Annotated in this window: 18 protein-coding genes; 9 read left to right on the top strand and 9 right to left on the bottom strand. The window is 74.1% G+C overall.

Annotated elements, in window-relative coordinates; translation table 11 throughout:
- Window positions 1-8: 8 nt before the first annotated feature.
- From ACSTA4_RS15665 to nirB, 3 genes are read right to left on the bottom strand one after another with little or no spacing between them, the layout of a single operon-like run.
- Entirely contained in the window at window positions 9-1,184 is a 1,176-nt protein-coding gene (locus ACSTA4_RS15665) for a uroporphyrinogen-III synthase (RefSeq protein WP_444959909.1), read from the bottom strand.
- A complete protein-coding gene (nirD, locus tag ACSTA4_RS15660) occupies window positions 1,181-1,552 on the bottom strand; it encodes a nitrite reductase small subunit NirD (RefSeq protein ID WP_212639753.1) in 372 nt (123 codons plus the stop codon). The genes ACSTA4_RS15665 and nirD overlap by 4 nt, the downstream gene beginning before the upstream one ends.
- Entirely contained in the window at window positions 1,549-4,050 is a 2,502-nt protein-coding gene (nirB, locus tag ACSTA4_RS15655; protein ID WP_444959908.1) for a nitrite reductase large subunit NirB, read from the bottom strand. The genes nirD and nirB overlap by 4 nt, the downstream gene beginning before the upstream one ends.
- A gap of 256 nt (window positions 4,051-4,306) precedes the next feature.
- Here nirB and ACSTA4_RS15650 point away from each other — a divergent pair, with 256 nt between their 5' ends.
- From ACSTA4_RS15650 to ACSTA4_RS15625, 6 genes are all read left to right on the top strand, one after another.
- Window positions 4,307-5,248: an ADP-ribosylglycohydrolase family protein gene (locus tag ACSTA4_RS15650; RefSeq protein WP_444959907.1), complete on the top strand. Its 942-nt coding sequence runs from the start codon at window positions 4,307-4,309 to the stop codon at window positions 5,246-5,248.
- Window positions 5,249-5,383: 135 nt separating this feature from the next.
- On the top strand, window positions 5,384-6,025 hold the full coding sequence (locus ACSTA4_RS15645) for a DsbA family oxidoreductase (protein ID WP_444959906.1): 642 nt from the start codon (window positions 5,384-5,386) through the stop codon (window positions 6,023-6,025).
- Window positions 6,026-6,264: 239 nt separating this feature from the next.
- The gene (locus tag ACSTA4_RS15640) at window positions 6,265-7,713 is read left to right on the top strand and encodes an MFS transporter (RefSeq protein WP_444959905.1); all 1,449 of its coding nucleotides are present in this window, start codon (window positions 6,265-6,267) and stop codon (window positions 7,711-7,713) included.
- 196 nt (window positions 7,714-7,909) lie between these two features.
- On the top strand, window positions 7,910-9,079 hold the full coding sequence (locus ACSTA4_RS15635) for a PP2C family protein-serine/threonine phosphatase (protein WP_444959904.1): 1,170 nt from the start codon (window positions 7,910-7,912) through the stop codon (window positions 9,077-9,079).
- A 193-nt stretch (window positions 9,080-9,272) separates the two neighbouring features.
- Window positions 9,273-9,755 carry an anthrone oxygenase family protein gene (locus ACSTA4_RS15630; RefSeq protein WP_444959903.1) on the top strand — a complete coding sequence of 161 codons (483 nt, stop codon included), beginning with the start codon at window positions 9,273-9,275 and terminating at the stop codon, window positions 9,753-9,755.
- Window positions 9,756-9,910: 155 nt separating this feature from the next.
- On the top strand, window positions 9,911-10,474 hold the full coding sequence (locus tag ACSTA4_RS15625; protein ID WP_444959902.1) for a DinB family protein: 564 nt from the start codon (window positions 9,911-9,913) through the stop codon (window positions 10,472-10,474).
- A gap of 174 nt (window positions 10,475-10,648) precedes the next feature.
- Here ACSTA4_RS15625 and ACSTA4_RS15620 read toward each other — a convergent pair whose 3' ends face one another.
- Genes ACSTA4_RS15620 through ACSTA4_RS15610 form a run of 3 tightly spaced genes read right to left on the bottom strand, consistent with a single transcriptional unit; the run spans window position 10,649 to window position 15,575 of the window.
- Window positions 10,649-12,100, bottom strand: coding sequence for an FAD-dependent oxidoreductase (locus tag ACSTA4_RS15620; RefSeq protein WP_444959901.1), 1,452 nt, complete (start codon window positions 12,098-12,100; stop codon window positions 10,649-10,651).
- Window positions 12,097-14,193, bottom strand: a complete 2,097-nt coding sequence (locus ACSTA4_RS15615; protein ID WP_444959900.1) for a molybdopterin oxidoreductase family protein — start codon at window positions 14,191-14,193, stop codon at window positions 12,097-12,099. The genes ACSTA4_RS15620 and ACSTA4_RS15615 overlap by 4 nt, the downstream gene beginning before the upstream one ends.
- Window positions 14,190-15,575 carry an MFS transporter gene (locus tag ACSTA4_RS15610; protein ID WP_444959899.1) on the bottom strand — a complete coding sequence of 462 codons (1,386 nt, stop codon included), beginning with the start codon at window positions 15,573-15,575 and terminating at the stop codon, window positions 14,190-14,192. Before ACSTA4_RS15610 ends, ACSTA4_RS15615 begins: the two co-directional genes overlap by 4 nt.
- A 405-nt stretch (window positions 15,576-15,980) precedes the next feature.
- On the opposite strand from ACSTA4_RS15610, the gene ACSTA4_RS15605 reads away from it, so the two are divergent.
- Together ACSTA4_RS15605 and ACSTA4_RS15600 are read left to right on the top strand one after the other, a co-directional pair.
- Complete coding sequence (locus ACSTA4_RS15605; protein WP_444959898.1) at window positions 15,981-16,850, top strand: NmrA family NAD(P)-binding protein; 870 nt, start codon at window positions 15,981-15,983, stop codon at window positions 16,848-16,850.
- A gap of 262 nt (window positions 16,851-17,112) precedes the next feature.
- A complete protein-coding gene (locus ACSTA4_RS15600; RefSeq protein WP_444959897.1) occupies window positions 17,113-17,895 on the top strand; it encodes an SDR family NAD(P)-dependent oxidoreductase in 783 nt (260 codons plus the stop codon).
- Window positions 17,896-18,085: 190 nt separating this feature from the next.
- On the opposite strand, the gene ACSTA4_RS15595 is transcribed toward ACSTA4_RS15600, so the two are convergent.
- On the bottom strand, window positions 18,086-19,093 hold the full coding sequence (locus ACSTA4_RS15595; protein WP_444959896.1) for a MerR family transcriptional regulator: 1,008 nt from the start codon (window positions 19,091-19,093) through the stop codon (window positions 18,086-18,088).
- Between the two features lie 229 nt (window positions 19,094-19,322).
- On the opposite strand from ACSTA4_RS15595, the gene ACSTA4_RS15590 reads away from it, so the two are divergent.
- Complete coding sequence (locus ACSTA4_RS15590; RefSeq protein WP_444959895.1) at window positions 19,323-19,985, top strand: hypothetical protein; 663 nt, start codon at window positions 19,323-19,325, stop codon at window positions 19,983-19,985.
- 105 nt (window positions 19,986-20,090) lie between these two features.
- Here the strand turns inward: ACSTA4_RS15590 and ACSTA4_RS15585 are convergent, their stop codons facing one another.
- Window positions 20,091-20,270: a hypothetical protein gene (locus ACSTA4_RS15585; protein ID WP_444959894.1), complete on the bottom strand. Its 180-nt coding sequence runs from the start codon at window positions 20,268-20,270 to the stop codon at window positions 20,091-20,093.
- A 76-nt stretch (window positions 20,271-20,346) separates the two neighbouring features.
- A complete protein-coding gene (locus ACSTA4_RS15580; protein WP_036552214.1) occupies window positions 20,347-20,811 on the bottom strand; it encodes an Lrp/AsnC family transcriptional regulator in 465 nt (154 codons plus the stop codon).
- Between the last annotated feature and the right edge of the window lie 101 nt (window positions 20,812-20,912).

Here is a 20,912-nt window from a genome sequence, read left to right as displayed (position 1 = left end):
TGTGCTCGTCAGAGGGCGCGCTCGGGCGGGTCCAGGGCCAGCCGGTAGCCGCGTTTGACCACGGTCTGGATGATCCTGGGGTCGCCCAGCGCGGTGCGCAGCCGGGCCACGGCCGTCTCCACGGCGTGGGCGTCGGCGTCCTCGCCCAGGCAGGTGAGCAGGCGGGTGCGGTCCAGGACCTGGCCGGGCCTGCGCGCCAGCTCGCGCAGCACCCGCATCAGGGTGGGCGAGAGGGTGCGCACGGTGCCGTCGACCAGGACGGCGTGGCCGCGCAGGCGCAGGCGGTGTCCGGCCACGGACAGGGTCGGAAAGCGTGCGGGCAGCTCCTCGGCGAGCGCGCGGACCTGGGCGCCCACGCGGGCGCGCTGGGGCCACACGGTGGGGATGTCGTGGGCCATCAGGGGGCGTGCGGTGACCGCTCCCACGCACATGGCCAGGACGTCGCCGCGCAGGGCCCGGACCAGGGCGGCCTGGTGGCCGGTGGTGTGGGCGCGGGACAGCAGCCCCGCCGCGGCCGGGGCGCTGGTGAAGGTGACCGCGTCCACTCCCCCGCTGGTGACGGCCTCGATGAGGCGGTCCAGGGGCGCGGTGTCCTCGGGCAGGGTCCAGCGGTAGACGGGGACCTCGACGACGTCGGCTCCGGCCAGGCGCAGCGCGGCGGTGAAGTCGGGCAGGGGTTCGCCGTGCAGCTGGATGGCCACGCGCAGCCCCCGCACGCCCCGGGCGAGCAGGTAGTCCAGGACCTCGGCGGAGGACTCCGAGGGCGGCGACCACTCCTCGGTGAGTCCTGCGGCGCGGATGGCGCCCTTGGCCTTGGGGCCGCGGGCCAGCAGGCGCGAGGTGCGCAGGCTCGCCAGGAGCGGGTCGACGGTGCCCCAGGTCTCGCAGGCCTCCACCCAGCCGCGGAAGCCGATGCCGGTGGTGGCCACGACGACGTCGGCGGGGCGGCGGGCGAGCTGTTCGGAGACCGCGGCCAGGCGCTGGTCGTCGCTGAGGGGCACGATGCGCAGGGCCGGAGCGGCTAGGACCTGGGCGCCCTTGCGGCGCAGCAGGGCGCTGATCTCCTCGGCGCGGCGGGCGGCGGTGACGGCGACGGTGAACCCGGCCAGGGGCGCGGTGGTGGCGGGTTCGGCCGGGCGGCGGGCGGGCGGGGCCGCGGTGTCGTCGTCCAGGGAGGTGTTCACGGTGTGCCCTCCTGGGCGGGCGCGCCGATCTGCACGGCGGTGTCGGTCTGGCGCACGGGCCAGGTGGTCAGGCGCACGTGTTCGTCGTCCAGGCTCTGGCCGGTGCGCAGGGAGAAGACGTTCTTGAGCATGGGCGAGGCGACGGTGGGCTCGCCCGCGCGGTCGCCGACGATGCCGCGCGAGATGACGGCGGCGCCGGTGTAGGGGTCGATGTTGTCGACGGCGTACAGGTGCTGGTCGCGGGTGCGGAACACGGCGACCTGGCGGCCGTCGGGGAGCAGCACGGCCACCCCGTCCTCCACGCGCAGGCCCGCCGGGGCGCAGGCGTCGATCCAGGTGGTGGGCTGGGCTGGGGTGGTGACGGTCATCGGGTGGCCTCCTGGGGTCGGCGGGCGGGCATGCCCAGGCTGACGGGAGCGGTGGGGACCGGCTGGTCGCGGGTGGTGGTGAAGCTGATGGTGGGGTCGGGGGTGTCGGGGGCGTTGGCGAAGGAGACGAAGCGCGCGAGCTTGTCGGGGTCGGCCAGGACCGCGGCCCATTCGTCGCCGTAGGCGTCGACGTGGCGGGCCATGGCCTCCTCCAGTTCGGCGGCGATGCCCAGGGAGTCGTCGACGACGACGTCGCGCAGGTGGTCCAGGCCGCCGTCCAGGGACTCGATCCAGGGGGCGGTGCGCTGGAGGCGGTCGGCGGTGCGCACGTAGAACATCAGGAACCGGTCGACGTAGCGGATGAGGGTGTCCTCGTCCAGGTCCGAGGCCAGGAGTTCGGCGTGGCGGGGGGTGAAGCCGCCGTTGCCGCCCACGTACAGGTTCCAGCCCTTGTCGGTGGCGATGACGCCGAAGTCCTTGCCGCGGGCCTCGGCGCACTCGCGGGCGCACCCGGAGACGGCGGCCTTGAGCTTGTGGGGTGAGCGCAGGCCCCGGTAGCGCTCCTCCAGGCGGATGGCCAGGCCCACCGAGTCCTGGACGCCGAAGCGGCACCAGGTGGTGCCCACGCACGACTTGACGGTGCGCAGGGACTTGCCGTAGGCGTGTCCGGACTCGAACCCGGCGTCGACCAGCCGCTTCCAGATGACGGGCAGCTGTTCGAGGCGGGCGCCGAACAGGTCGATGCGCTGGCCGCCGGTGATCTTGGTGTAGAGGTTGAAGTCGCGTGCGACCTCGCCGATGACGATGAGCTTGTCGGGGGTGATCTCGCCGCCGGGGATGCGCGGCACGACCGAGTAGGTGCCGTTGCGCTGCATGTTGGCCAGGTAGCGGTCGTTGGTGTCCTGCAGGGTGGCCTGTTCGCCCTCCAGGATGTGCCCGTTGCCCAGGGAGGCCAGGATGGAGGCCACCGCGGGCTTGCACACGTCGCAGCCGTGCCCGGTGCCGTGTGCGGCGATGAGACCGGAGAAGGTGGTGGTGCCGGTGGCGCGCACGATCTCGACCAGTTCGGCGCGCGACTGGGGGAAGTGCTCGCACAGGGCCTTGGACTGCTCGATGCCGGCCTGGGCGAGGATCTGCTTGAGCATGGGCACGCACGAGCCGCAGCTGGTGCCCGCCTTGGTGCAGGCCTTGAGCGCGGGCACGTCGTGGTTGCCGCAGGAGATGGCCTCGGTCAGCTCGCCCTTGGTGACGGCGTTGCACGAGCAGATCTGGGCGGTGTCGGGCAGGGCGTCGGCGCCCAGGGCGGCGCCCTCGGGGGTGATGAGCGACAAGGGGTCGCCGGGCAGGGGTGAGCCGACCAGGGGGCGCAGGGTGGCGTAGGCCGAGGCGTCGCCGACCAGGACGCCGCCGAGCAGCGTGGTGGCGTCGTCGGAGACCACGAGCTTGGCGTAGCGGCCGCTGGCGGCGTCGTTGACGACCACGTCCAGGGCGCCGGGGGTGCGGCCGTGGGCGTCGCCGAAGCTGGCCACGTCCACGCCCATGAGCTTGAGCTTGGTGGAGGTGTCGGCGCCGGTGAAGGTGGCCCGGCCGCCCACGAGCCGGTCGGCGACGACCTCGGCCATGGCGTTGCCGGGGGCGATGAGGCCGTAGACGGTGCCGCGGTGGTTGGCGGCCTCGCCCACGGCGTGGATGTGGGCGTCGCTGGTGGTGCAGGTGTCGTCGACGACGATGCCGCCGCGCTCGCCCACCTCCAGGCCGATCGTGCGGGCCAGGTCGTCGCGGGGGCGGATGCCCACGGAGAACACGACCAGGTCGGCGTCCAGGGAGCCCTCGCCCAGTCTCAGGCGGGCCACGCGGCCGTCGGGGCCGGCTTCCACGGCGGTGGAGGCCGAACCGGTGTGGACCCGCACGCCCAGGTCGGTGATCAGGGTGCGCAGCAGGCCTCCAGCGCCCTCGTCGATCTGTGCGGGCATCAGGTGGGGGGCGAGTTCGACCACGTGCGCCCGCACGCCCAGCAGGCGCAGGGCGTTGGCGGCCTCCAGCCCCAGCAGGCCGCCGCCCACGACCACGCCGGTGCTGGCGCCGCGCGCGGAGGCGGTGATGGCGTCCAGGTCCTCGATGGTGCGGTAGACGTGGCAGCCGGGCAGGTCGTGGCCGGGCACGGGCGGCACGAAGGGTGTGGAGCCGGTGGCCAGGACGAGCCGGTCGTAGGCCAGGACGCGTCCGCTCGCCGTGGTGACGGTGCGGTTGGCGCGGTCCACGTCCACGGCGCGTTCGTTGACGTGCACGTCCACGTGGGGTCCGCTCAGGTCGCCCAGGGACAGGTCCTGGGCGCTGGCGCCGTCGAAGTAGGAGGACAGGGCCACCCGGTCGTAGGCGGTGCGGGGCTCCTCGCCCACGACGGTGATGTGCCAGTGCCCGGCGGTGTCGCGGTCGCGCAGGGCCTCGACGAGGCGGTGGCCGACCATGCCGTTGCCGATGACGACGAGTTCTTCCATGGGCTCCTCCTGCTGCGGGGTCGGACAGGTTTCAGGCAACCTCCCGGGTGTTTCCCGACGGTCAGCCGTATGTGTCGCGCTTGTTTCGATGTGCTGCCACCGCAGGTGGCGGATGCGTGATGCGGGGTGAAGCGCCAGGGTGGGCGCCGGGCGGGCCCTATGTGGGTGGTTGGTCACACCGGGGGCGCGGCGCGGGTCCGGCGGCGCGAGGCCGGGGTGTGGACAGCGGTCCCCGGCTCGGTCAGGATGGGCGCCGATGCACACGTTCACCTCCCCGCGCCCCGCGCGCGCCCTGTCCTGCCTGTCCGCCCTGGCCGTGGGCGACGCCTTCGGCTCCCAGTTCTTCGTTCCGGACAACCGGCGCTTCTTCGAGGAGCGGGAGCTGCCGCCGGGGCCGTGGCAGTGGACGGACGACACCGAGATGGCGGCGTCGGTGCACGCGGAGGCGGTGCGCGGCGAAGGGGTGGACCCCGACCGGCTGGCGGACTCCTTCGCCCGCCACCACGACTTCGACCGCGGTTACGGCCCGGCCACCGGGCGGCTGCTGCGGCAGGTGCGCGAGGGCGGGGACTGGCGGACGCTGGCCGCTGAGCTGTTCGGGGGGTCGGGTTCCTTCGGCAACGGGGCGGCGATGCGGGTGGCCCCGCTGGGCGCCTGGTACGCCGACGACCCGGGCCGGGCCGCCCGGGAGGCGGCGGTGAGCGCGCGGGTGACCCACACCCACCCCGAGGCGGTGGACGGCGCGGTCGCGGTGGCGGTGGCCGCCGCGCTGGTGGCACGGCGCGAGCCGATGGGGCCCGGGCCCTTCCTGGACGGGGTGGCCGGGTGTCTGCGCCCGGGGCGCGTGCGCGAGGCGGTGGGCGCCGCCCGCCGGCTGCTGGTGACCGCCGACCCGCTGGGGGCCGCCGCCGAGCTGGGCAACGGCTCCCGGGTCAGCGCGTTGGACACGGTGCCGTTCACGCTGTGGGTGGCGGCCCGGCACGGCGGGGTCCTGTCGGGGGCGCGTGCGGGCGGGGGGAGTTTCGCCTCGGCGATGTGGGCGGCCGTCGCGCCGGGCGGGGACATGGACACCACCTGCGCGATCGTGGCGGGGATCCTGGGTGCGGGGCTGCCCGGGGGCCGGGTTCCCGCCGAGTGGGCCGAGCGCACCGAGGAGCTGCCCGGCTGGGCGCTGGCGGACCGGGGCCTCGACGGTTAGGGGTCGTGCCGTGGGGCGGCGGGGGCCGGGCGCCGCCGCCGGTACCGGGTCCCGGCTAGGGTGGCTCGGAGCCGGAGCCGGAGCCGGAGCGGCAAAGGCGCCTGGGGAACGTGTGGGTGAGTGGGGGGTGGGCCTGTGCAGGTCGAGGTGTGGTCCGACGTCGTCTGTCCGTGGTGCTACATCGGCAAGCGGCGCCTGGAGAGGGCGCTGGAGCTGTTCGAGCACGCCGACCGGGTCCGGGTGCGCTGGCGCAGCTTCCAGCTGGACCCCTCCTTCCCGCCGGGTGTGAGCGAGCCGGTCTACGACTCGCTCTCGCGCAAGATGGGGGCGCCCCGCGAGCAGGTGCGGACGATGACCGAGCAGGTCACGCGGGTGGCCGCCGAGGAGGGTCTGGACTACGACTTCGCGGGCGGGGTCATGGTCAACACCTTCGACGTCCACCGCCTGATCCACCTGGCCCGGACCCGCGGTCTGGAGGCCCGGGCGCAGGAGCGGTTCATGCGCGCCCAGCTGGTGGAGGCCCGCGACCTCAGCGACACCGCCGCCCTGGTGGAGGTGGCGGCCGAGGCCGGTCTGGAGCCCCAGGAGGTGCGGCGGGTGCTGGAGAGCACAGAGCACGCCGAGGACGTGCGCGAGGACATCGCCCTGGCCCGCCGGTTGGGCGCGACCGGGGTGCCCTTCTTCGTCATGGACCGCGCCGTCGGCATCTCGGGGGCCCAGTCCGTGGAGGTGGTGCTGTCCGCCCTGGACAAGGCCCACCGGGCCGGTCAGGGGTAGACGGCGCGTCGCGGTCCCGACCAGGGCCCGCGTCCGGGTTCACACCGGGCGCGGGCCCTCTTCGTGCGTCCGGTCCGGTCGGCTCCTCCCCGGCGGAGTGGCCCACGCCACAGGATCGGGGGCTTGAGTGTGCCGCGACGGCACAGCCTTTGCTGGGACACGGTTCACCCCGCGTTCCCGGCACGGGCCGGGGGGAACGGCACCACCCGACCCGAACACCGATGGGAGGCCGGACGGTCATGCGCCGCAGCGCCACGGTCTACTTCGCCTCGTACGGGCTGTCCCTGTTGGGCAAGGGCATCGCCGGCGTCGTGATGCCGCTGCTCGTCCTGGACCGTACCGGCGACGTCCTGGCGGCGGGCGTACTCGCGACCGCGTCCACGGCGGCCTCCGCCCTGGCCGGGCTCGTCTGCGGTCTGATCGTGGACCGGATCGACCGCCGCCGGGTCTCGGTGGTCTCCGACCTGCTCGCCGCCCTGTCGGTGGCGGCGCTGCCGGTCGTCGACGCCCTGTGGGGACTGAACATGGGCTGGTTCCTGGCCCTGGCCGTCGTGGGGGCGGTGATCCGCGTGCCCGGGATGACGGCTCAGGAGACGCTGCTGCCCGCCCTGGCCCGGCTCGGAGCCGACCGGCCGGGCGGGCGAGGCGGTCGGCGCGGGCGGTCTGGGGCCGCCGGGCAGGGGAGGCTGGACCGGATGATCGCCACCCGCGAGACCATGGGCAACGTCCTGCTGCTGGCCGGTCCCGGCCTGGGCGGGCTGCTCGTGGGACTGCTCGGGCTGTCCTCGGCGCTGCTGCTGGTGACCGCCGCCACGAGCCTGCTCGCCGCGGTCATGACCCTGCTGCTCGACCCGCGGGCCGGTCGGGTCGTCCGGCGGCGCCCCGACCCGGCCGGGACCGCCGACGCCTCCGGTGCGGCCGCCGTCGGCGGCCCGGTGCGCCGGGCGGTGACCGACCTGCTGGACGGGTGGCGGTTCCTGGGCCGCACCCGGCTCCTGCTCGGCACCACCCTGATCAGCGCGGTGCTCGTCGCCGTCCTGAGTTCGCTGCAGACCACCCTTATGCCCGCCTACTTCACCGGTCAGGGGCTTCCCGGACTCACCGGGCTGACGCTGAGCGCGCTCGCGGCGGGCAGCATCGCCGGATCCGCGCTCTACGCCGCCACCGCCGGACGGGTCCGCCGCCGCAGCTGGTTCGTCCTCGGCATGAGCGGCACCCTGGTCGGGTTCGGCGCGGTCGGCACCATGGCCTCCCCGTGGCTGGTGCTGGGCGCCGCGGCCCTGGTCGGGCTGACCTTCGCACCGGCCTCGGCGGTGCTCGGCGTTCTGACCGTCGAGGCCACCCCGGACCACATGCGCGGCCGGGTCCTGGGGGCGCAGAACACGGTCATGCTCGCCGCGCCCGCCCTCACCAGCGCCCCGCTCGCGGCGGTGGCCACCGCGGCCGGGCTGCCCGTGGCCGGAGCCGTCCTCGCCGTGCTGGCGGGCGTCACGGCGGTCGCCGCCCTGGTCGCCCCGGTGTTCCGCTCACTCGACGGCCCGCGGGCGCGGGAGGAGGCCGGCCCCGCCGAAGGGCGTCCGCGGCCCGCGGAGCGCACGTCCCCCGAACTCGCCCTCGCGGACGCCGTCCCCCACGCGCCGGACGCCCGCGCGGCGGAGGAACACGCGGAACGCACCGCCGACCGGTGAGCGGGCGCGGGGTCAGCCCCCTTCCCGAGGGGGGAAGCGGTTTCGGACCGTGCGCCGCGAGGGAGGTTTCGGTGGGGGCCGTGGCCTGTTCGGCCGGGCTCTCACGTGCGAAGATGTATTTTCTGGTCGAAAGATGGCACGGCGGGTAGGGATTCGTGAGACGAACGGCTGTCGTGCCGGATTCCGGGGTGCTGCCATGTCGGTGCAACACGCGTCCAACGAGCTGATGGTCTCCCTCGTGCGGGCCGGACACCTGGCCACCTTCGAGGAGCTACCCGCGCTCGTGGCCAAGAAGGCCGACGGCGCCGGGCTCTCCCAGGCGCGCATCTATCTGGCCGACCACCAGCAGCAGGTCCTGCGCGAGGTCACGGGAGAGGGCATCGACGCCCACCGGGGCGGTGAGGACCTGCTGGTGGACGACTCCCCGGCCGGTCAGGCCTACGTCACGGGTGTGACCGTGCGGATGGAGGACGAACAGCGCTACTGGGTGCCGGTCCTGGACGGCGCAGAGCGCCTGGGCGTGCTGCACGTGAGCTACCCGGGCGACCCCGACCGCTCGGCGATGCGCGACCTGGCCTCCATGGTGGCGCTGCTGGTCATCGCCAAGCGCTCCAACAGCGACGCCTACGCCCGGCTGATCCGCACCAAGTCCATGTCGGTCTCGGCGGAGATGCAGTGGACGCTCATGCCGCCGGGCACCTTCGCCGACTCGCGGGTGACGATCTCGGCCGCCACCGAACCCGCCTACGACAACGCCGGGGACTCCTTCGACTACGCCCTGGACGGGGAGACCGCCCACCTGGCGATGTTCGACGCCATGGGCCACGACACCGCCGCCGGGCTCATCGCGAACCTGGCCGTGGGGGCCTTTCGCAACGAGCGCCGCAAGGGCACCCCGCTGGCCGACGTCTGCCGGGGGGTGGAGAACACCCTGATCCAGGAGTTCGTGCGCACCCGCTTCGCCACCGCGATCCTGGCCGAGCTGAACATGGCCACCGGGGAGCTGTACTGGGTCAACTGCGGGCACCTGCCGCCGGTGCTCATCCGGGGCGAGGAGGTCCGCGACCTGGAGTGCGAGCCCTCCCACCCGTTGGGGATGGACCTGGGGCTGCCGGTGACGGTGTGCCGCGAACAGCTCGAACCCGGCGACCGGCTGCTGCTGTACACCGACGGCATCATCGAGGCGCGCGACTCCCAGGGGCGCGAGTTCGGCGTGGAGCGGTTCGTGGACTTCGTCATCCGCCACCAGGCCGACAACATGCCGGTTCCCGAGACGCTGCGGCGCCTGGTGCACGCGGTGCTGGAGTACCACCACGGCAGGTTCGGCGACGACGCCACGGTGCTCTTCTGCGAGTGGCACGGCTGACCCGGAGTTCCCTGCGCGAGCCCGGACCTGGTCCGGCCAGCGTTTTGGTCACGTCGGGAGCCAGGGGAAGGCGAGCGGGACGGACCGGTGGTGCCGCCCGCTACGCAAGGGACGGGAGTGCCGTGGACGCTCCGCACGGCACGTAGAATCCGCCCATAACACGCGGGCAGGACAACAGAATCCGGGGTGTGGCGTGGCGGAGATGGTGCACGTGGTCGTTCCGGTGTTCGCCGTGGTGGCGACCGGTCTGTTCGCCGGGTTGTTCTTCGCGTTCTCGATCGCGGTGATGCCGGGTCTGCGCAGGTCCGGGGACCGGGCGATGATCGAGGCGATGCAGGGGATCAACGTCGCCATCCTCAATCCGTTCTTCGCCGTGGTCTTCATCGGCGCCCCGGTGGCGGTGCTGGCCTGCGCCGTGCTCCACGCCAGCGTCGGCGCGACCGCCTCCGCTGTGTGGTCGGGGGCGGCGCTGCTCTGTCTGGTGGTGGCCCTGGTGTCCACCTTCGCGGTCAACGTCCCGCGCAACAACGTCCTGGACCGGCAGGGTCCGGCCGAGCGGATCGCGGACCCGGCCGCCGTGCGCGCCGCCTTCGAGCCGGTGTGGGTGCGCTGGAACAACGTGCGCACCCTGGCCTCCCTGGTCGCGCTCCTGTGCACGGTCCTCGCGCTGCGCTGACCCCGGCGTACGCCCACCGCCAAAGGCCTCTCCCCCGTCCGCGCCCGACCGGATTCGCACCCCCGATCAGCCGGAGCCCCCGAAGCCCCGACGGTGGCCGGGCGGGGCGGAAAAACCCGTTGCGTACCGGGGGCGGGTGGATGATGCTCCCCCCTATGAGCACACAGCGCGCGGACATGTTCCTGGCCCCGGACGAGGACCCCCGCGAGGGCCGCCCCCGCCCCGTCGGCGAACGCGCCGTGCTGGTCGAGTTCCTGCACCTGCAGCGCACGACCCTGGAGCTGAAGTGCTCGGGTCTGGACGCCGACGCGCTGACCCGCCGTTCGGTGCCGCCCTCCACCATGTCCCTGCTGGGGCTGGTGCGGCACATGTCGGAGGTGGAACGGGCCTGGTTCCGGTGCCGCCTGGGCGGGCGCAGCCGCGAGCAGGCGCCCCTGCTCTACGCCAGCGCGAGCGAACCCGACGGGGACTTCGACGGTGCGGTGGCCGATCCGGCCGTGGTGGAGGAGGCCTGGGCGACGTGGCGGGCCGAGTGCGCCCACACCGACGCGTTCGTGGCCCGCGCCCCCGGCCTGGAGGGCCCCACCTGGACCGACCCCTACAACGACCGGGTGTGGGACCTGCGTGAGGTCTTGGTGCACATGGTGGAGGAGTACGCCCGCCACAACGGGCACGCCGACCTTCTGCGCGAGCGCGTCGACGGCCGTCGGGGCCAGTAGTCGGCTCCCGGCTCCGGCGCGGCGACGACCCGGCCCTCCCTTCCCGCCCGCCACGGGGCCGGACGCTCCGCCCGGCCCCGCCTGCCCGGGACAGGCGCGCCCGGCCTTCCCGGGGGCGGACCAGCCTTCTGGCCGGGCCCCCGGAGCGGTCGCGGGGCCGCCTCTCCCCCGGGGTCAGACCCCGGCGGTGGCCTGGCCCTGCATCCCCGACAGCAGTGCCCGCACGTCCCGCACGCACCCCCCGCAGCCCGTCGTGGCCCGGGTCCGGTCGGCGATGGCCTCGCGGGTGCGCGCCCCGTCCAGCCAGGCCTGTTCGATCTCGGTGCGGCTGACGGCGTTGCACCGGCACACCAGCGCCTCGGCGGCCGCGCCGTCGGCCTCCTCCGCGGCGGCGGTCGGCAGCCCCTGGAGCAGCGCCAGGCGGTCGGCGGGCACCGGGGCGCCCGTGTCGTAGAGCTGGGCCAGGGTCGCGGCGGCCTCGGGGAAGCCGAGCAGCACCGCGCCCACCACCTTCTCCTCGCGCACCGACAGCTTGGCGTAGCGGCCGCCGTAGGGGTCGCTGATGGTCACCGTCTCCAGGTCGTCGGCGTCCTCCTCGTGCACCCGCCCGAACGCGGTCAGCTCGATCCCCTCCGCCTTGAGCCGGGTCAGCGGCCTGGCCCCGGAGTAGAGGGCGTGCGGCGCGGCGCCGGTCAGGCGCCGGGCGAGCACGGCGGCCTGCTCCCAGCCGGGCTGGATGAGTCCGGCGCCGCCGCCGGGGTGCTGGGCGCAGTCGCCGATGGCGTGCACGCGGGCGTCGGAGGTCGCCAGGCGGTCGTCCACGATGACGCCGTGCTCGACCTCGATACCGGCGTCCTTGGCCAGTTCGATGTTGCCGCGCACCCCGGCGGTGACCACCAGGGCGTCGCCGGGCAGCACGCGGCCGTCGTCCAGTTCCAGGCCGGTGCCCGGAACCCAGCGTGCGGCCACCCGCCAGGAGTGCACGGTCACGCCCAAGGTGGCGTAGCGTTCGGCCAGGATGCGCGCGGCGGGCTGGTCGATCTGGCGGCGCATGATCCAGGGCGAGGACTCCACCACCGACACGCGCATGCCGCGTCCGACCAGGCCGCGGGCGGCCTCCAGGCCCAGGACGCCCCCGCCCAGGACCACCACGGGGGCGCCCGGGCGGGCCAGGGCGAGCAGCCTCCGGCAGTCGTCCAGGTCGCGCAGGGCCGTCACCCCGTCGCCGGGGGCGCCGTCGGGTCCGGCCACGCCGGTGACCGGGGGGAAGGAGGCGCGCGCCCCGGTGGCCAGGACGAGTTCGTCGTAGTCCAGCGCGCTGCCGTCGTCCAGGGTGACGGTGCGCCGCTCGGTGTCCAGGGCGGTGGCGGTGGTGCCGGTGCGCACGGTGACGCCCGGGGTGTCGGGGACGGGCAGGCGGATCTGTTCGGGGGTGTAGTCCCCGGCGACCACGCCCGAGAGCAGGACCCGGTTGTAGGCGGGGTGGTGCTCGGTGCCGACCACGCTCACGTGGACCCGTTCTCCGGTCGGGTCCAGGCGTGCGGTCTCCTCGGCGAAGCGGGCGCCGACCATCCCGTTGCCCACGACCACGATCTGACGCGGGGACGCGCCCTGCACGGTGCTCAACTGCTGCCTCCTGGTGTGTGCGTGTCCTCGGGTTCCAGCCGCACCGCGCTCACCTTGAACTCGGGCATGCGGCTGGTGGGGTCCAACGCCGGGTTCGTCAGGTTGTTGGCGGACTGGGCGCCCGCGTAGTGGAAGGGCAGGAACACCGTGTCCAGGCGGGCGGTGGGCGCCAGCCGCACCCGGGCGCGCGTGTGGCCGCGCCGGGAGGTGACGCGGGCCCAGTCGCCCGCGGCGAGCCCGGCGCGCGCGGCGGTGTCGGGGTGCACCTCCACGTACGCCTCCGGTTCGGCCCGGTGCAGTTCGCCGACGCGGCGGGTCTGGGCGCCGGACTGGTAGTGGCCCATCAGCCGTCCGGTGGTCGCCACGAGGGGGTAGTCGGCGTCGGTGTCCTCGGCGGGCGGCCGATGGGAGACCGGGACGAGGCGGGCGCGCCCGTCGGGGTGGGCGAAGGCGTCCAGGAACAGCCGGGGCGTGGGCGGCTCCTGTGCGCGCACGGGCCAGTGCAGGGCCTCGCCCGAGGCCAGCCGCTCGGGGGTGACGCCGGAGTAGTCGGCGGCTCCCCCGGCCGAGGCCCGGCCCAGTTCGGCCAGGACGGCGTCGGGGTCGGCGGGGAAGCGGTCGGCGGGCTGTCCCAGGCGCACCGCCAGCGCGGAGAGCACCTCCAGGTCGGTGCGCACCCCCTCGGGCGGGGCGGCGGCCCGGGTCCGGCGCAGGACGCGCCCCTCCAGGTTGGTCATGGTGCCGCTCTCCTCGGCCCACTGGGCCACGGGCAGCACGACGTCGGCCATGGCGGCGGTCTCGGAGAGCACGAAGTCGGCGGCCACCAGCAGGTCCAGGGAGGCCAGGCGGGCGCGCACGCGCGCGGTGTCGGGGGCCGAGACGACGGGGTTGGATCCGAACAGCAGCATGGCGCGCGGTCCGCCGCCGCTGCCCAGGGCGTCGAGGAGTTCGAAGGCCGAGCGGCCCGGGCCGGGCAGGGTGTCGGGGTCCACGCCCCACACCCCGGCCACGTGGGCGCGGGCGGCGGGGTCGTCGATCCTGCGGTAGCCGGGGAGCTGGTCGGCCTTCTGGCCGTGTTCGCGCCCGCCCTGGCCGTTGCCCTGGCCGGTGATGCACCCGTACCCCGAGCCCCGGCGGCCGGGCAGGCCCAGCGCCAGGGCCAGGTTGATCCAGGCCGAGACGGTGTCGGTGCCCTTGGCGTGCTGTTCGGCGCCGCGTCCGGTCAGGACGTAGGCGGAGCGGTTGCGGGCGGCCCGGCCCAGCAGGTCGGCGGCGGCGCGGATGCGGGCGGCCGGGACGCCGGTGACCTGTTCGGTGCGCTCGGGCCACCAGGCGGCGGCGTGCTCCCAGGCGGCCTCGAACCCGGTGGTGCGCTCGGCGAGGAACTCCTCGTCGCACCAGCCCTGGATACGGGCGGCGTGCAGCAGCCCCAGGGCCAGGGCCAGGTCGGTGCCGGGGCGGGGCGACAGGTGCATGCCGCCGCCCGAGAGCGCGACCTGGGCGGTGGCCGAGCGGCGGGGGTCGATGACGATGAGGGTGGGCGCGGACAGGTGGCCCATCATCGGCGGCATGGTCTCGGCCGGGTTGGCCCCGGCCAGCAGGACCACCTCGGCCTCGCCGACGTCGGTCAGCGGGAAGGGCATCCCGCGGTCCAGGCCGAAGGCCCGCGTGCCCCCGGCGGCGGCCGAGGACATGCAGAACCGGCCGTTGTAGTCGATCTGGGAGGTGCCCAGGGCCAGGCGGGCGAACTTGCCCAGGGTGTAGGACTTCTCGTTGGTCAGGCCACCGCTGCCGAAGACCGCGACGGTGTCGGGTCCGGACTCGGCGCGCAGGGCCAGCAGGCGTTCGGCGACGTGGTCCAGGGCGGTGTCCCAGTCGGTCTCGACCAGATCGGCGCCGCGGTCCTTGCGCACCAGGGGGCGGGTGAGCCGGTCGGGGACGGTGAGGACCTCGGCGGAGGTCCAGCCCTTGCGGCACAGTCCGCCGCGGTTGGTGGGAAAGGGCGCGGGGCGGGCGGCCAGGCGCCCGTCGGGGCCGGGCTCCAGGTGCATGGCGCACTGGAGCGCGCAGTAGGGGCAGTGCGTGGTGGTCATCGGTCGGCGCTCTCCACGCTGGCGGCGCCGGCCGGGGAGGCGGCGGGGCGGCGCAGGTAGACGGCCCAGGTGACGGCGGCGCACGCCAGGTAGAAGGCGCCGAAGACGACGAAGGCCGGGGCGGTGGAGCCGGTGGCGGCGAAGGACTCGCGGAAGGCGATGTTGACGCCCACCCCGCCCAGGGCGCCGACCGCGCCGATGAGGCCGAGCACGGAGGAGGCCACGCGCTTGGTGCGGGCCAGGGCCTGTTCCCGGGGTTCCCCGGCGGCGACGGCGTCCTCGGCGCGGGCGGCGTACAGCGAGGGGATCATCTTGTAGGTGGAGCCGTTGCCCAGGCCGGTGAGGACGAACATCACCGCGAACGCGCCGATGAACAGGGCCAGCTGGGCGGCCTGGACGGAGAGCACCAGGACGGCGGCGCAGGCGGCCATGGCCAGGAAGACCCACAGGGTGACGCGGGCCCCGCCCAGGGAGTCGGCCATCCTGCCGCCCACGGGGCGGATCAGGGAGCCGATGACCGGGCCGAGCACGGCGATCGCGGCGGACTGCACGGGCGCCAGCCCGAACTGGGACTGCAGCAGCAGGCCGAAGGCGAAACCGGTGCCGATGAAGGAGCCGAAGGTGCCCACGTACAGCAGCGACATGATCCAGAAGTGGCGGTCGCGGACGGCCGACAGCTGCGCGGAGACGTCGTTGCGCACGTGGACCAGGTTGTTCATGGACCGGTACGACCACCAGGCGGCCAGCAGGATCAGCGGCGCGTAGAACAGCGGGACCAGGTACCCGGCGGAGGTGGTGAACAGGGCGATGACGGCCAGGCCCACGAGTTGGACGGTGGCCACGCCGATGTTGCCGCCGCCCGCGTTCAGGCCCAGCGCCCAGCCCTTCTCCCGTTCGGGGAAGTAGGAGTTGATGTTGGCCATGGAGGAGGAGAAGTTGCCGCCGCCCACGCCCGCGGTGGCGGCCAGGACCAGCAGCAGCCAGAAGGGGGTGTCGGGGTCGCGGACCAGGAAGAAGGCGGCGACGGTGGGCACGGCCAGGGTCAGGGTGGAGATGACCGTCCAGTTGCGTCCGCCGAAGGCGGGCACGGCCAGGGTGTAGGGCACGCGCAGGATCGCGCCGACCAGGGTGACCACCGACAGGAGCAGGAACTTCTGCTCGGGGGTGGTGGAGAAGCCGTGCTCGGGGATCATGAAGAGCACGAGTACCGACCAGATGCTCCACACCGAGAAGCCGATGTGCTCGGAGGCGATGGAGGCCCACAGGTTGCGGCGGGCCACGCGTCGTCCGCCGCCGTTCCAGAACCCTTCGTCCTCGGGGTCCCAGGCGGAGATCCAGCTCTTACCGGTGCGCGGTGCGCGCGGGCCAGTCTGTGAGGCCACGGCCGTGCCTTCCTGCTCGACGGCTGCTGACGAAACCGAAGGTAGGGAGCCCGCGTTGCCTGGAGGTGTCCAGCCGTAACACGCGGGAAACAGTCGGCTCACCCGGAGCGCGCGGCCGCGGTGAGAAGCCCTGTCCTTCCTGGTGGGAAGGGGTGGAGGCGTTCGCGGCGCGGTGGGCTCCCCGGTGGCCGTTGTGGCGCGAATCACCGCCGGTGGCGGAGGCCGCCCGTCGGCGTTCCCGCCCCGGGGCTCCCGGGTGCGGCGGACCGCCGTGGGCGGGCGCCGCCCTCGGAAGGTACCGGACATTCGTGCCGCCGAGGGAACGGAAAGCGGAAGTTGTGGCCGGAAACCGACCGCTTTCCTCCCTAGCGTGGGAGCACTGGTGTCGAGCACGAGGAGTCCGTCATGCGTATCGCCGTGACCACACCCACCGGCAACGTCGGCCGCCACGTGGTGGGCGGCCTGGTCCGCGCGGGCGTGCGCCCGCGCGTACTGCTGCGCGACCCGGCCCGGTTGGACCCGGCGCTGGCCGACTGGGTCGACCCGGTGGCCGTGGACCAGCGCGATCCGGACGCGGTCCTGGCCGCGACCGCGGGCGTGGACGCGCTGTACTGGGTGAGCCCGCCGGTCCCGGCCGAGGACCCGGTCGCCGAGCACGCCCGGATGGGCGCGCACGCCGCCCGCGCCGTCACCGCCAACGGGATCTCCCGGGTCGTCTTCCAGAGCAGCGTCGGCGCGGAGAGGCGTCACGGGGCCGGGGAGATCGACGGGCTGGCCCGCACCGAGCAGCTTCTGGAGGAGACCGGCGCGACCGTGGCGCACCTGCGGTGCGGCTTCTTCTTCACCAACCTGCTGATGGAACTGGACGGCATCCGCTCCGGCACCGTCTCGGTGGTGCTGCCCGTGGACCGTCCGATGCCCTGGGTGGCGCCGCGCGACATCGCCGACACGGCCGTGGGCCTGCTACTCAACCCCGGCCTGGCGGGCCGGACCGTGCGGGCCGTGCACGGTCCCGCCGACCTGAGCTGGGAGCGGGCCGCGGCCGTGGTCACCGAGGTGACGGGGCGCCGTGTGCGTGCCGAACGCGTTCCCGACGAGCGCATGCGCGGGGTGCTCGCGGGCGCGGGTCTGGGGCCCGGCTCCGTCGAGGCGGTCATGGGCATGTCCACCGGGCTGCGGGAGGGCTTCACCCCCGAGCAGCCCCGTACCGCGGCGACCACGACGCCGACCACCCTGGCCGCCTGGTGCCAGGACGAGCTGCGGCCCCTGCTCTGACCCCGTGGGTGTGTACCATGCCCGCATGCGTTCCTGAGAGTTCCGGTCCCCATGTGCGCGGCGTACAGCCCCGTGGGGTGAGACCTGCCTCGGATCAGGACGCTGGTGTTCGTTCCCTGTCTCCCCGTCTCTCGCGCGCGGTCCTCTCCGCCTCGTCCGTGGTTCGCCTCCTGTCCCGTCCGCGGCCCTCCTGCTCGCGGGGCGGGCGTTCGCGCCCGCCTTCCACGAGTCCGGCCGACGGAACAACCACGGAGGAGAAACCATGATCGATACCCGCCTGGCCGACCAGACCGTCCTGGTCACCGGAGGATCCGGCAACATCGGTGCGGCGATCAGCCGCGCCTTCGCCGCCCAGGGGGCACGGGTGGCGATCCACCACCTCGACCAGGACCCGCCCTCGCCCGCGGGTACCGCCTGGGCGCACATCACTCCCGCGGCGGAGGCGGCGGCCGCGCTCGCGGAGGAACTCGGCAACGGCTCCTTCGCCGTCAGCGCCGACCTGTCCGAGCCGGACGGAGCGGTCCGGCTGGCGCGTGAGGTCGCGGACCGGGCGGGCGCGGTCAACGTCCTGGTCAACAACGCCGCCCACTGCGAGACGCCCGACACCGTTGACACGCTGACCCACGCGTCCCTGGAGCGCCACTACCGGGTGAACGCCATCGCCCCCGCCGTCCTCATCGCCGAGGCGGCGCGGCTGCGCCGGGGAAGGGAGCCGTTGTGCGTCGTCAACGTCACGACCGACGCCGCACGGGCCTTTCCCGGCCAGACCGGCTACGGCACGTCCAAGGCGGCGCTGGAGGCGGTCACCAGGTCCACCGCGCTGGAGCTGGCGGCGCGCGGCATACGCGTGAACGCCGTCGCTCCGGGTCCCGTCCAGACCGGCTGGATGGACGAGGACGTGCTCGCCCGGGCGGAGGGGATCGTGCCGATGGGCAGGGTGGGCGAGCCGGAGGACATCGCCGACGCGGTGGTGTACCTGGCCTCCCACCAGGCCCGCTGGGTCACCGGTCAGGTTCTGCAGGTCGCCGGCGGCCACGCGCTGTGACCCCGGCGTCCACGGCCTCCGGCATTGGACAGGGGCGCTCCGGGGCCGCCTCGCGCGCCCCGGAGCGCCCGGTCCGCCGGGGACGGCGCGGGGCTCCCGCGCGCCGTCCTGGGCCGGGGCGCGGTGATCGCGGCCTTCCTTGACACGTGGGGACACCGCCCCGGGCCGCACGCCCGGGGCGGTGCGGTGCTCAGGAGTCGGCGGTCGGGGCGCGCATGGCGTCGGCGATCCAGGAGTAGGGCAGCGTGTCCTCCTCGGGCGGGGTTCCGTTGACCGCCGCCACCAGGGTCAGGTACCGGCCGTGGGTGTCGTCGTAGACGGGGTCCTCGGAGGCGGCGTCCTCCTCGGCGATCTGGCGCTCGATGTCGGGGATCTGCCGGAACGCCTCGGCCATCCGGTCTCGGCCCTCGCGGGTGAGCTGGGTGTCGGACACCCCCGCGGCCTCCTCCATGAAGCGCGTGATGGCCTCCTGGGCCCGGGGGGAGCGGGGGGACTCGCCGTCGCGATGCGCGGCCAGGACCTCCTTCATGAGCTCGGTCCCGCTCCCGTACATGAAGTCCTGGAACCGCGGGCTGGCGATGCTCCTGCCCACGTCCGTGGAGTAGGTGTCGCGCAGGTAGGTGCGGACCGCCTCGCGGAACTCCGGGTCCCGCACCAGGTCGGCCAGCTCGATCCACGCCTCCAGTTGGACGGCCGTGGGGTCCGCGGGCAGGACCGGGCGCATCTCGCGCAGCCGGTCGACGAAGCCCTCGGGGACGTCGAGGCCCGCACCGACGTCGTTCCAGAAGTCGTCGATGACCTGCTCGCGCTCCTCGTCGGTCATCGAGACGAGCTTGTGCATCAGGTCGGCCCGCGCGGTCGTGGCGCCCTGCCTGATCAGGGTCCGCAGCACCGCCCTCCTGGCCCGCAGGGTGCGCTCCTGGCGCTCGACCACCTCCAGGTGGGTGGTGAGCAGGTCGTGCAGGGTCGTGCCGCCCGCGAGCAGCCGGCGGATCTCCTCCAGGTCGGTGTCCAACTCGCGCAGGGTGCGGACGAGTTCCAGGCGGGCGATGGTGTCGATGTCGTAGAGGCGGTGGCCCGCTCCGGTCAGGCGCGCGGGCTCGACGACTCCGGCGTCGGCGTAGAAGCGGACGGCGCTGACGCTCAGGCCGCTGCGGCGCGCGGCGTCTCCGATGGGGTACAGCTCGTGGTCGTGCATGGGAGCCACTGTGGTACCTCAAGCGGCTTGAGATGCAAGCCCGTGGACGCACGGGTTCGTACCGGGCGCGGGCCGGCGCGGTCGCGCTCCCCCACCGCATGACATCTGTCATGTCCGACCCGTGCGGACCGCACGGGCAACACATGATCCGTGACACTCAGTCACGGACTTGCCCCGGTCTAGGTTCGAAGCAGGGAACGGCGGTCCACGAGGCGACAGGGAGCCCGAGATGTTCGAGGAACGGCGTCGGCGTCGGGGCGTGCGGCGGGTCGGGCCGGGGGACGGGCGTGCGCTGAAGCCCTTCCGCTGGTGGCAGCTGATCTCCCGTGCCCTGTTCTATCTCACGCTGGGCGACGCCGACGGTCGGCGGACGGTCTACGCCGTCCACGTCAACCACACGCAGCGGTTCTTCTCGGAGGACGGCAAGGGCAGGGCCGACCTGTACCTCGACGGCAGGCACCACGCCGAGTCCCGGCTCCCCGCCGTCTTCCCCGTGCGGGGCGGGGTGATCGAGGTGGCGGCGACGGCCTTCGGTCTCAGGCGCTGCCACTACGTCACCGACGAGGGGACCGAGCACCAGCTCGTTCCGGACCCGCGCTCCGGCGAGGGGCGCCGCGCGCGCCTGGAGCGCGAGCACCCCGTGCTGAGCCGCTGGATCGGGGGCCTCTCACTGCTCCTGCTCGTCGTTCCCGCGGTGCTGCTCGTCCCCCAGCTCGTCGAGGTGGCCTTCGAGCTGCCGCCCGTGGCCGAGCGCTTCGGGACGTTCACCTCGCCCGTCCACCTGCCCGTGTGGCTCAACACCGCGCTCGCGCTCGGCGCCGCGGCGGCCAGCACGGAGCGCGCCCTGCGCCTGCGCTACAACTGGCTGCTGGACTCCGCGGCCCAGGGGTGAGGGAAGCCAGACCGGCCAGGGGGCCCGGGCGGAAGGCCACCGTCGCCATGGGGTGCGGTGGCCCCGCCCGGGGGCGAAGGCCGGGTGCACGGCCTCCGGCGACGGCTATTCGCCCTTGTCGGTGGTCTTCTTGCCGGTGGCCACGCCGAAGGCGACGCCCATGCACAGGCCCAGTGCCACACCGAGCGCCAGGTTGTTCATGAGCAGGCCGAAGGAGGTGCCGAAGCAGACGCCGAGCGCCAGCCCCAGTGCGAGGTGGTTGTTCTTGTCCTTGCCCTTGTTCATGCGTCCCCTTTGTGGCCGTGTGTCGGTTCTTGGACGCGGGGGCGCCGTCCACGGTTCCCCGCGAGGGGACTCCGGCTCACTGCGGCGGCTCCAGGGGTGCGGCGACGTGCTTGCGGGCGCTGTCGTAGATGATCTGGCTGCGGAAGCTGGCCACCTCGCGGCGCTGGGTGAGCCGGTCGATGAGGAAGCTGTGCAGCGCGTCCAGGGAGGGCACGGACACGTGCACCAGGAAGTCCTGCTCCCCCGCCACGACGTAGACCGCCAGCACCTCGGGTAGGGCGAACATCGCGCCCTTGAAGCCCTCGATGACCTGGCGGCTGGGCGGGCGCAGCTGCACCGACACGAAGGCCTCCACCTCCCGGTTGAGCGCGGCCGGGTCGATGTCGGCGTGGTAGCCCCGGATGACTCCGCGCCGGTGCAGCAGGCGCACGCGTTCCAGGCAGGTGGAGGGCGCCACGCCGAGCTTGTGCGCGAGGGCGCGGTTGGTCTGCCGCGCGTCCTGCTGGAGTTCGCGCACGATCGCCGAATCAAGTTCGTCCATGGCCCCCACGGTAGCCCCTCGGTCGAATAGTGTTCGGCCCCGCAACCATGGGTGCGACCGTATGGCTAGGTTCTGCACCGTTCACAAGCCATATGAACGGG

The sequence above is a fragment of the Nocardiopsis sp. M1B1 genome (assembly GCF_052466615.1).
Note: the sequence above shows the minus strand (reverse complement) of the source record. Positions and strands in the feature narration are given on the sequence as shown.